11 protein-coding genes are annotated in these 12,041 nt (G+C 36.8%); 1 reads left to right on the forward strand and 10 read right to left on the reverse strand.

Annotation, left to right across the window (positions count from 1 at the left end):
* Positions 1-128: 128 nt before the first annotated feature.
* From BAQ49_RS27530 to BAQ49_RS27575, 10 genes are all read right to left on the reverse strand, one after another.
* Positions 129-230 carry a YjcZ family sporulation protein gene (locus BAQ49_RS27530; protein ID WP_000505688.1) on the reverse strand — a complete coding sequence of 34 codons (102 nt, stop codon included), beginning with the start codon at positions 228-230 and terminating at the stop codon, positions 129-131.
* A 469-nt stretch (positions 231-699) separates the two neighbouring features.
* The gene (locus tag BAQ49_RS27535; protein WP_071747880.1) at positions 700-909 is read right to left on the reverse strand and encodes a glycine zipper domain-containing protein; all 210 of its coding nucleotides are present in this window, start codon (positions 907-909) and stop codon (positions 700-702) included.
* Positions 910-1,045: 136 nt separating this feature from the next.
* Positions 1,046-1,135, reverse strand: coding sequence for a YjcZ family sporulation protein (locus tag BAQ49_RS27540; protein ID WP_071747881.1), 90 nt, complete (start codon positions 1,133-1,135; stop codon positions 1,046-1,048).
* Between the two features lie 776 nt (positions 1,136-1,911).
* Entirely contained in the window at positions 1,912-2,388 is a 477-nt protein-coding gene (locus tag BAQ49_RS27545; protein WP_071747882.1) for a CcdC protein domain-containing protein, read from the reverse strand.
* Between the two features lie 658 nt (positions 2,389-3,046).
* Positions 3,047-4,024, reverse strand: coding sequence for a ring-cleaving dioxygenase (locus tag BAQ49_RS27550; protein ID WP_071747883.1), 978 nt, complete (start codon positions 4,022-4,024; stop codon positions 3,047-3,049).
* 44 nt (positions 4,025-4,068) lie between these two features.
* A complete protein-coding gene (locus BAQ49_RS27555; RefSeq protein ID WP_071747884.1) occupies positions 4,069-5,013 on the reverse strand; it encodes a ring-cleaving dioxygenase in 945 nt (314 codons plus the stop codon).
* Positions 5,014-5,973: 960 nt separating this feature from the next.
* Complete coding sequence (locus BAQ49_RS27560; RefSeq protein WP_071747885.1) at positions 5,974-6,216, reverse strand: hypothetical protein; 243 nt, start codon at positions 6,214-6,216, stop codon at positions 5,974-5,976.
* Positions 6,217-6,345: 129 nt separating this feature from the next.
* Positions 6,346-7,290: a 3'-5' exoribonuclease YhaM gene (gene yhaM, locus BAQ49_RS27565; protein WP_000726646.1), complete on the reverse strand. Its 945-nt coding sequence runs from the start codon at positions 7,288-7,290 to the stop codon at positions 6,346-6,348.
* Positions 7,291-7,331: 41 nt separating this feature from the next.
* Entirely contained in the window at positions 7,332-10,256 is a 2,925-nt protein-coding gene (locus BAQ49_RS27570; protein WP_071747886.1) for an ATP-binding protein, read from the reverse strand.
* Positions 10,253-11,494 carry a metallophosphoesterase family protein gene (locus tag BAQ49_RS27575; protein ID WP_071747887.1) on the reverse strand — a complete coding sequence of 414 codons (1,242 nt, stop codon included), beginning with the start codon at positions 11,492-11,494 and terminating at the stop codon, positions 10,253-10,255. Before BAQ49_RS27575 ends, BAQ49_RS27570 begins: the two co-directional genes overlap by 4 nt.
* Before the next feature lie 356 nt (positions 11,495-11,850).
* On the opposite strand from BAQ49_RS27575, the gene BAQ49_RS27580 reads away from it, so the two are divergent.
* The gene (locus BAQ49_RS27580; protein ID WP_000539551.1) at positions 11,851-12,036 is read left to right on the forward strand and encodes a YhzD family protein; all 186 of its coding nucleotides are present in this window, start codon (positions 11,851-11,853) and stop codon (positions 12,034-12,036) included.
* Positions 12,037-12,041: the final 5 nt, after the last annotated feature.

Genomic DNA, 12,041 nt, shown 5'->3' on the forward strand with positions numbered 1-12,041 from the left:
AAACGATAATAAAATACTACGTGAAAAGATCGCATTTTGTATAAAAATATCCCTTAAGTTGATGGGTGTGGGTCAGTACCCCATAAAGAAAAGACACTCATATATGAGTGTCTTTTCCGATAGTTTTTTTAGCAGAAGCAAGAAGCTCCAACTATGATTAATAGAATAAATAATACAACTAATAAAGCAAAGCCGCCGCCACAACTACTGCAACTACCACCAAAGCCCATAATAGTTCCTCCTTTAATGGGAGGGGAAAACTAAGGTTCACTCATGTATTTTAACGGATTCATTTTACTTTATGTTTTTTACGCATGAATTGAGCAGGTCCTTTTAGAAATAAAAAAAGACTCCCTAAGGCGCCTTCCTTGATTTGCTAATCTAGTTTGATTGTATTACTTATTAGAATTGTATATGTATGTTAATGCGACTTTAATACCAGAAATAATAAATACTGTAGCTTTGAAATAAAGTTTGATCATTTTTGTGATCTTTTCTCCATTAAAGCGCCCGATTGCGGAAGATCAAGAAAATGATTATGATTGCTGCTTATAGCTTGGTGAACTAACGCACCCGTTACTTTAAGTAAATTGATTCACAATTCCACTGGGAATTTACCTAAAAAAGCTGAATTAACTTAATAAAAAAAGGACTCCCTTTTTGGGAATCCAATTCATTCAGTATCACTTTGGTTAAAGTCTAATCTTCTCGGTTCGCAACACTGTCATTAGCCTCATCGGCACCTTCGCCGACTACGTTACCCATCGCTCCTCCTGCAACAGCTCCTGCAACGGTACCAAGTGGACCAAGAACAGAACCCAAAGCAGCTCCAGCGACAGCACCGACACCAGTTCCTACCGCTTCGCCAGCATCATTATCGACACGGTTACGTTCATTTTTATCAGCCATTCATCTCACTCCTTATTTAGAATAGGCAAGTGCTTTTCAGCACAATACCTTACATATTTTTCCCTATAAGGACAGATTTATGTGAATTTTATAAAGTAAAAACACCCATATAAGAGTGTCTTTTCCAATAGTTTTTTTAGCAGAAGCAAGCAGCTCCAATGATGATTAATAAAATAAACCATACAACTAATAAAGCAAATCCACCAGCATTTCGGAAAAAAACCACGCCAGAATAGGAATGTATAAAAAATGAATAGAGTCATAGAAAAAGAAAAAGGCAGATCCCCACTCTCACAAGGAATCTGCCTTTTTCTTGCTACCGATAATGATGCGTTATGTATACTATATACATTCAAAATTGAATTTAAGTAGGCTACTAGGCATACATCCAATCTAAGCTTTAACCCTGAGCATAAAATTAGTTATAAGTCTAATTTCAATAAGGAGTGAACCTCGAATCATGGTATATATACGACAAATGCCACTCTATGCCCAGAGTCCTTGGGGTCTTCAAAATTGTTTATTTCGATTTACGTATCTGCGGCTTAGAAACGGCGACAATTTCTGGTTTTTTTTGACGACTGTTGGGCACGAAAGAATTTATGGCTATAGGTTTTTCGGCGGAAGATGGAATCATTATTCGGTTGCCATAAACGATATTGTTTCTTTCCATTGTTCTCCTCCGACTCCAACTCTATATTAAAATACTACGCCTGACCTTCGTAATCTGAACTAACTCATTAGATTTCCATCCCGAACATAAAGTGTAGAACTTCCGAGAACGAAAATTATGTGAACACGAAAGTCCTCCAGCTAAACAATCTGGAGGACTTTTAATAGCCTTCTAAATACATTAAATCCGGATAATAAAGGCTTATGTTAACTAGGTGTGTATATTATACTCAATCAAAATTTTACTAGGGGGAAGAGTCCAATAAGCTCTTTTCCACTATTACTAAGTAAATGGACTATACAAAGATGATTGAAAAAACCTTCTACGTTTTAATAGAAAGCTTCTTTCTTTTGTTCGAGCACTTTTTTGAATTTTATATAGCAAACAATTCGCCACGGAACAATGTAGCAAATGATAAAGGTGAAAAATAACAGACTAAGTGTACCTGAATCGACTGTCGTAATGTCTTGCCGGATAAAATAACGTAAAAGGAGCATTAGAATAAAAGCCACGACAAACTTCCAGCTTTTCTTTGCGTAAATGTTACCATCCTCTCTAATTTCGTAATCTGACAAAATGATAATAATCACCGAAAAGGAAAGCCCTAAAACAACACTTACGCATAATTCAAAAAACGTCGGGTGCCCTAATTGGAGAAAAAATGAAAGTCCCGGCGTTAAGTAAATAAGTGGCAAGAATATTCGCACCCCACTTCCCTTGACTGGTTTATACATCGAACGAATCCTACGTAGTAAAATGAGCGCGCCAAAAAATAAAAACAAATAAGACGGCATAACAGTTTGCATACACATCCCCCTTTTGATAGTCTTCTGAATACCAATATACATATTATTCCATATAACTGTAAATACATTTGTTGTATGTTATGTTTTTCAATTCATCAAGAAGAGGGAGAGAGGCTGGTCAAAGTAGGAGTAATTCCAAATCTATAAAGCAAAAAAGATTAACTAACGATAGCGAATTTTACGTTAACTAACACCTCTTGTGGGGGCTAGTTGTTTTTTACAGTAACAAAGATGAGATTTCATTGTTAGAAAATGTCTAAGTGTATAAAATTCGCGTTTTCATACCATAGAATTGTATGATGAATCATTTAATATATTTTTGCTAATAACGCTTTATCATACTTTTACTTTACATAAATAGCACCTTAGAAATGTCTATGATTAATGGGAATAGCCTATACAGAGTTAGTTCATACACCCTTACTTATCGGTAGCTAAATTCCATTAATGATCCAAAAGGATTTATGAAATAAAAAGATGAATATATATTTAAATACAAATTCGATTTAAAGAAAAGTGATAAGAAGAAATGAGAGAGACATCACTTCAAATTAATTACACCAAACATTTATAAGAACACTTTATATACCAAATAAAAAAGCAAGCAATTCCAGCGATCCGCTAAAACTACTTGCTCTTCTACTTATTATCTCTATTTTTACTCTTTAATAAATTCCTTCGTACTTCTCACTGTATCAATCGGACGAACTAATTTTTCGATCTCTTCACGCTTTGGCTCTAAGAACGGAGGTAAAGATAATTTTTCTCCAAGTGTTTCGTATGGCTCATCTCCCATAAAACCTGGGCCATCTGTCGCAAACTCGAATAAAATTTGCGGCGCAACTCTTGCGTATAATGACTCAAAGAAGTGGCGGTTTACATAACCAGATGAAGGAAGCCCTACGCTACCTATTCTCTCAATCCATTCTTCTAATACAGCGCGATCTTCTACGCGGAATGCGGCATGGTGCACTGTACCAAAACCTTGTTGTGCTTCAGGAAGAACCGTATTATGTTCTACAATGACAGATGCACCGTTTCCACCTTCGTTCACTTCAAATAAATAGAATTCTCCTTCTTGAGTAATCTCTTTAAATAATAGAACTTTTTCTAACACTTCTTTGAAGAAACTAAAGTTCGCAATACGGATAAATACAGGTCCTAAACCAGTAATTGCGTATTCTAATGGAACTGGCCCGTTTTGCCAAGGTGTACCTGATTCTATCCCTTTATCCAGTTCATCTGAGATTAATTGATACTGTTGATCATCAAAATCAACGAAAGAAAGAGTTTTCTTACCAAATTGCTCTTTAATGCCTGTATGTTCTACTTCAAGACGGTCAAAACGTTTCACCCAATATGCTAACGCTGCATCAGTTGGAACGCGGAATGAAGTTTTTGAAATTTCATTTGTACCGTGTACCCCTTTTGGAACACCTGGGAAGTCAAAGAATGTCATATCTGTTCCCGCACTACCTTTATCGTCTGCAAAGAATAAATGATACGTTTGAATATCATCTTGGTTTACTGTTTTTTTAACTAAACGCATTCCTAAAATGTGAGTGAAGAACTCATAGTTCTTTTCTGCACTACTTGTAATTGCTGTAACATGGTGTATTCCTTTTAATTGGTTCATTTTATATTCCTCCAATAGTTTTTAAAGTTATATTTTCTCTTCTATTATTTCTCTTCAATAGGTGCTAATTTCGCTTCAATCTCTGCTCGCTTTTCCTCTAAGAACGGCGGCAAATCAAGTTTTTCTCCTAAATGTTCCACATCTCCATCCACTGTAAATCCTGGTCCATCTGTCGCAATTTCAAATAGGATTCCGTTTGATTCACGGAAGTATAAGCTTTTAAAATAGAAACGGTCGATAATGCCTGAAGAATGGAAACCTCTTTGTATCACCTGTTCTTCCCAATAAGCAAGCTCTTCACTGTTTTTCACGCGAATCGCTAAATGGTGAATGCTACCGCGGCCTGGCTTTTCAGTAGGACCATCTAAATATTTCACAACGATTTCTCCAAAAGCTTCTCCTTTAATGGACTGAAAAATTGCTTCCTCTTCGCTGCGGCTAACCTCTGTATAACCAAACATCTCTGTAAGTGTACTCGCCATTTTATCAAGTCTACGAACTGTCATTTCCACAGAACCCATTCCTTGAATTTGATGTTCAGCAGGAACTTCTGATTTCTCCCAAGTTTCCCAATGCTCTACTTTTTCTCCGTTTGAAACGAGTAGTACAAGACGAAGACCTTCAGCATCCTCAAATTTCAAAGCAGTACGATTTGCATATGTTGTAATTTCACTATGTTTTACACCAAATTTCTCAAATCGTGCTTTCCAGTAATGCAAGCTATCCTCTGACGGAACGAGTAATCCGATTCGAGTAATTGCATTCGTACCACGGTACGTTTTTCCTACTAAAGACATTTCAAAAAATGATAATTCTGTACCTGGACTTCCTGTTTTATCTCCGTAAAACAAGTGATACATGGACGGATCATCTTGGTTTACCGTCATTTTCACACGGCGTAATCCAAGTACGTTTTTATAAAAATGATTATTCTCACTTCCGTTTTTTGTAACCATTGAAATGTGATGATGCCCTTTAATTTCATACATTGATAACTCCTCCGCTTCGTTTTACTAGTCAAGTGATAACTAAAAAAATAACATTTCCCACAACTAATATGGTTTTTAGTTTTTCAATTTATTCTCATTATGTTTTTGTAAATTCATCTTAGTTTTTACTAAATAAGTTACTTTATTTTTTTAATCGAAAACAACTGAGTGTATGTTTTTCATACGACTCAGTTGTTTTCGTTACTATCACTTTACACCTCAAGTGATTAAAAAGCAAGTGATTTATCTCAAATTCGAGATTTTTTTATTGCATAACATTTTGGACTAGAGAATGATGAATTTCTATATGGGATAGCGTCATAAAAATGTGGATTTACAAAGCTAAGTTCATTTGCAACTAATGCAATCCCTTATTTAGAAAAAGCTGTTCTTTTAAGATCAAATAACTAACGTTCTTGGACTAAAAACACGAGAAATTCTCGTTTTAGGGAATTTTCTTTTCTTAACTTGATGACGATGTGGCGCTACTCCAATATGCATTTGATAATGGTTTAGTAAATATTAAAAACATTAGTGGAGAAAAGAACAGTCCATCTAAATTAAAGTTGCAACGCCATCAGCAAAACAAAACATCATCAAATCAGGAGCTTTCTCCCCCTATGAAACACCAGTTGGGCAACTTAATGGAATGAAAGGATACCTTGATCGTAGAGGTTAGTAGTATAAGGTTAAGTAAAATAAGAGCCGTCCTGTTGGACTTCTTTTTTTGTTCGTTTAATTATGCTTGATACGCCATATATTTCATGTTTTTTCCTCCCTTTCCCCAATTAAAATTATGAGATAAAAAGAAAAAATGTAAATACAGAAACTTTAGATTAGTATAATAATGTTTATGTAAAATAAAATCTGCTTAATTGCAAATAGAGCCTTTGTGTATGTGAAATAAAGTTAGTAAAATAAAAGAGCATCCCCAAACGGAAATGCACTTTTATTTCAGGTTTAAATTACACCCATTCCTTTTAACATCTCAATTAAACTAGTATAGAAGTATTCACATGCTTCTGTCTCAGAATTAAATGTCTTAAGATTACTCTTTGTTCCTCGTTCACTATAATATACTTTCCATACTCCATTCTGTTCATTTAAACAATACGATTCGTTTGGTAATCCACCCTTTAAACTATATAAATCCTTGGGCATCTCTTCTTGTAATAATTTCTGTTCTAACTCATTTTTTTGCATGTTTAGAACCTACCCTTTTCAATGATTCTTCTTCAATTATTTCCTTTTAACTATTTCATTTCATTTTTAATAAAGAAAACAGCCTCACTAAGCGTATTAACACTTAATGAGGCCATTCGATTCACACTTTTAATTATGGAACGTCGGCTTATAGAACGAACGATTATCAAGAGCAAATACACGCTCAGTGTATTCACCTGGTTTTGTACGTCCTAATGCGCGGTCCATCATGTTCATTTTTGCATCTAAGTTGTCGATATAGTGCAGAATTTCTGCTTCTTTTACTAATGGTGGTTTTGGGCTACCCCACTCTGCTTTTCCGTGGTGAGAAAGAACGATGTGCTGAAGGATCAACACTTCTTCTGCATCAATTTGCAATTCGTCTGCTGCTTTCCCAATTTCGTTCACCATGATAGAAATGTGACCTAGTAAATTTCCTTCTAACGTATACGTTGTAGAAATCGGGCCAGATAGTTCGAATACTTTACCAAGGTCGTGTAAAATAACGCCTGCATATAGTAAATCTTTATCTAACGATGGGTATAGCGTAGCAATAGCTTTCGCTAAATCTAACATCGATACGACATGGTAAGCTAGTCCGGATACGAACTCGTGATGATTTTTCGTCGCTGCTGGATATTCTAAAAATTCGTTTTGGTGCTTATTTAACAAATGTCTTGTTAGACGCTGAATGTTCGGGTTTCTCATTTCAAATATGTATTGCGTAATTTTTTCAACCATATCTTCTTTTTTCACTGGTGCTTTTTCTACGAAGTCCGAGATATCTGTTACCTCATTTTCATTCGCAACACGGATTTGTTTCACACGTAATTGAATACGTCCTTTATAGTTTAGAATATCTCCAGCTACTTTAACGATTGTTTCTGCTACATATTGTTTTTCAACTTCTGGTGATACATCCCATAGCTTCGCTTCAATATCTCCACTTGGGTCTTGTAAGATTACTGTTAAAAACGGTTTCCCATTGCTTGCGAGACCTTTTGTCGCTGTTTTAATTAACAAGAAAACATCGACTTGTTCACCAACTTCATATTCTGCAATTTTCTTTTTCATTCGAATTCCTCCACCAAATCAATTACTTTTAGTATAGCATACTACAACTCATTTTCTTTACGCTTATGCGTTAATTTTATAATCTCATTTTCTGTAAAATACGCGAGTAAATGCGCATGACATGTAAAGAAGATAACTTGTCTATCTTTCGCAATTTCCTTTATAAGTTCAATCGTTCGATTCGTCCTTATCGCATCAAAATGCACGAAACTATCGTCAATAATAAATGGATAATCATGCTCAAACGTTTTCGCTAGTGCAAACCGTAACGATAAATATAGCTGCTCCGCTGTCGCTTGGCTTAGTTCATGACTGTAAAAACGCATACCATCGTTACGTTCAACAATGAACGGCTCCGCCTCTGACGGTGAAAAGATTTTACTATATCGTCCGCCTGTTAAATAGACGAAATACTCTTCTGATTTTTGTAAAATACGCGGAAGATGCACTTCATGATAATATTGCTTCGTTTTCGTTAGTACTGTCTTTGCCGCTGCATATGCAGCCCACTTCTTCACTTGTTCACGTACTTGCGCTTTTTTCATTTCCCATTCATGCATTAAATCACCGTACGTACTACCTTCTTCTAAATTCGCAATTTCCATACGGTGTTTCGCAATACGCTCCGTCAGTTCTTTCTCTTTCGTCAGACAGTTTTTCGCGGATGTCATTTCTTGCTTTAACTTTTCATCATAACCGTCAGCCTCATAATGTTCAGCTAATGATAAATCCGTTAAACGCTGTTCTAACAGATCAATTTGCGGTAATAAACGCCCCACTTGCTTATCCGCATCTTCACGTTTTTCTGCCCGTTTACCTGCTTCTAAAAACATCTCTTCATTTGTAGACTCTGCGATATGCCATAAACCGTCTCGCTCTACTAAAAGTTGTTTCAATTGCTCTTGCATAAACTCATATTCTTCTCGCCATTCCGCCAGCTTCTCTTTCAGCTGCTTACAAGTTTGGCGCTTCTCTTTCTCATTTTGCATACGAATTTGTGCCTCGTGCAAATTACTATACTCTGCACTACCGATAACAGTTTCTAGTTTATGTTCAAATTGCGAAATCATTTCATATAATGAAGATTTCCGCTCGCCTTGTTTATCTAGCTCACGATATAATTGCTGCATTTTTTCAATACGCTCAAACGCTGGCAACATGTGCGCATACGTAAAAAATTCAGGGAACATATAGCGCGTTTTATACGCATCTACTTGTTCTCCTATTTGGAAAGTTTCTCGCTCCCATTCTTCATACGATGAAACGACTTTATCATAAGCTCGTTCCATTTGCTGCAATTTATAAGACTCTCGCTCAAATAACTTTCGAATCTCTTCATCCTTTTCTAACTGATAGCGAATGGACATCGCTTCTTCACTTTGGCGACCTCCAGCACTTTGCTGAAGCGTAAGAAGCTCTTCTTGTAATCCGCTTGATGGATCTTTATATAAAACGAGAGCAAGGACAATCCCTACAAAAACAATGACACTCATAAATAAAAGTGGGCGGTTATCTATAAATAAACTCGTGAATAAAACAAGCGTGTTAATAAGAAGTAACAGGAGACAAACTCTTTGCCACTGTTTTTTCTTTTGCATAGCCGCTCCTGCTTTTTCCTCATATTTACGCTTCATTCTCTCTGCGCCCATACCGATAAACGCCGCATCTTGGAACGATTTTTCTTTCTCAGCTAACGCATTTCGCTCTTCATCCGCTAACATTTGTTTCTGAATCTGTCTTATATTTTCTTCTTGCTCTTCTAATTGCTCTTGAGCCGTTTTAAAACGTTCATCTAGTTGCGCTTTTTGTGATTCTAATTCACGCGCCTTTTGCACAGTTTGCGTAATTAATTCTTTCGTCGCTAAACTTATATCAAATGAAAGAACCATCTCTTGTTCAAAAGTTGCTCCAATTTGCTGCTGTAATTCTGCGATTTCTTCTTTTATATTCGCAATACTTCCTGTCATATCACGCATTTCTTGGCGTGCGTTTTCGTAAGACAAATGCTGCATACGAAGTTCTTCTACGTAACTTTCTTTTTGTAAAAATGCTTCATCTATTTCTGTGGAATCAATTTCTGATTGCACTGTTTCTATCTTTTTTTGAAGTGAATCTACTTGTACTTGGAGCGGTTCTATCTTTGCCTTTACCGCCTCATAGCGCGCCATTCCGTTTACAGGAAACTGCCCGTTCTCGTTTTCTAACACTTTCTCGTGCGCACTCTTTTCAATAACGAGAGGCTCAAGCGCCGCTAATATTTCATAGTCTTGCTTTCGTCTTTCGGCTGACTCTTTTTCCGCACGAACAGAAGCAAGTTTCTCTTCACTTTCTTTTAACTGTTCGACCTGTTTTTCATACGTGCCAATCTTCCCTTGCCACTCTTTCATCTTTTCCTCAATTTTCTTCATCTCTTGCAGTGACACGTTAATTTCAGGATTACGACCACTCGGCTTAAAACGCTGATTCATTTCTTTTTCTAATTTTTTATCTAACTGCAATAACGCATCGCTTCCGACTGCGCTTGCCGAAAATAAATAATTACCGATATCCGCTTCGCCGAGTTGATGAATATTTTGCAAACCATGCATATCAAATGAAAAAACAGAATCAAATAAGCTTTCATTCACACCGCTTAATATATCGTGTAAAATATCTTCGCCGCCAGTTTTCCCGTCTTCAAAATAAACGGTCACCGCGCCTACTGCCGTCTTTGGCAATCGTTCAATTTTTAAACGGCCGTACTTTTCTGTTTGAACAGTAACTGCTCCGCCATACTTTCCGCCTTCTTTCGGTTCATAACGGCGCTGTCCTCTCGTTGGAAAACCGAATAAAATACTTTTCATAAACGAGCGAATTGTCGATTTCCCCGCTTCATTTTCACCGTACAGTACCGTCAGCATTGATAGATCCATTTCCACATTTTCTAGTTTTCCATAGCCATAAATATGGAGTTTTTCAATTCTCATTTTTTATCCCTCTCTTGCTGGAATAATTGCTCTAAAATAATATTTTCCGCTTCCTTTTGAATCTCTTTCTTCTCTTCTTCCGTAAAAGCTTCAATGCTATTACGCGCTACAGGAGATGTCCAAATGGTGCGCAACACTCCGTCCATATTTGTAAAAGCTTCTAACTCTTTTAGCACACTACCGACGAAATGATTTTCCTCTTTCAAACGTTCAATTTCCGCAAAAGAAACCGTCTCATTTTTCCACTTCATCGCATATACAAAGTCTTTTCGCTCTTCTCCAGCTGCTACAATATGAAAAATTTCTTCCACACGTTTTTCATCACGTAAATACGGAGAAAGTGGCCCCTGTCCTGTAAATACGACAGTTAAAAGCGTCCCTTCTTCTTCTCTTCGGCAATCATTCATCGCACTTGATACGACAGTCATAAGTTCATCAACAGTTTCAAGTCCATCAATATTCACTTCAATTTCATCCCATACAACATCCGCTGTATGGAAAAATGAACAATGCAATCCTTGTTTCGTAAGTTCAATAAGGTACGCACCCTTCTCGCCCGTTTCCTTACGATGACGCCCTTGTATATTGCCTGGATAAATAATATAAGGCTCTTCTGATAAAATTTCACGTTTATGTATATGGCCAAGAGCCCAATAATCAAACTGCTTTTCCTTCAGCTCACGAATTTGAAACGGTGCATAGCGATTATGCTCTGCATCCCCTTCCACACTTCCGTGAAGCATCCCAATATGAAAAGGCGCATCACTCATTTTCGTATACTGCGCTGTCATATTATCCGTTACCGCTTGCTGCAAATAACTAAACCCGTAAATAGAAGCTAACAGCTCACCATTTTTATAAAATGATTTCTCTTCCACATAAGGCTCCGTAAACACATGAACATTTTCTGGAAACTCAATTGCTGCCCAGCTTCCCCCTAAATGATCGTGGTTACCATGAATAATAAAAACGGGAATATCGTACTGCGACAGTCTCTTCATTTGCTCGCGCACAAACACTTGCGCCCTCAAACTTCTCGTCTCCGCATCATACAAATCCCCGGCTAGTAATACGAAATCAACGCGCTCTTGAATCGCTTTATCAACAATACGCTCGAACGATTCAAACGTACTTTGCTTCATTCTCTCCCAAACAGACTGTGCTACATTCATTTCCATCCCTTTAAACGGACTATCCAAATGCAAATCAGCCGCATGTATAAACTTCACTTGTTTCACAAATAACGATCCTTTCTATAGTTCAAAAGTTTCATTTTATCCGCATGAACACAAACAATAAATGCTCAATTGGTGAAAACTGGTAATAAGCGGGAGATAAAAAATCCCCCCACCTATTAAAGTTTCACTTTACCCCGTATTAACGGGCAGTAAGCCTAAGAAGTCAGTCTGAAAGCAAACTGCCCTTAAATACCCGATTGGTTCCACTAATAATAAGCAGGGGATGAAAAGACTCCCCTACTTATTAAAGTGTCACTTTATTGTAACACGCAATGTCATATATTTCTTTGCATATTCTAGCGATTTATGACAAAATAGTTATAAGATTCTGATTTTAATTATTGGAGGGAATTTTCATGGGAGTATACGTTCTAACAGTCTTTGAAAAAGATGGTTCAAAAGCATTAGACGAATCATTCGAGGCAGCAACTGAAAAAGAAGCGAAAGCAAAAGGTGAATCTATTTTACAAGAAAAAGGATTGTACGAAAAAACACATCGCTGCACATCTTCTGCAGGTAAGCTCGTTTTATTCCAGCGCTAAAAAAA

The organism is Bacillus proteolyticus (assembly GCF_001884065.1).
Classification (GTDB): Bacteria; Bacillota; Bacilli; order Bacillales; family Bacillaceae_G; genus Bacillus_A; species Bacillus_A proteolyticus.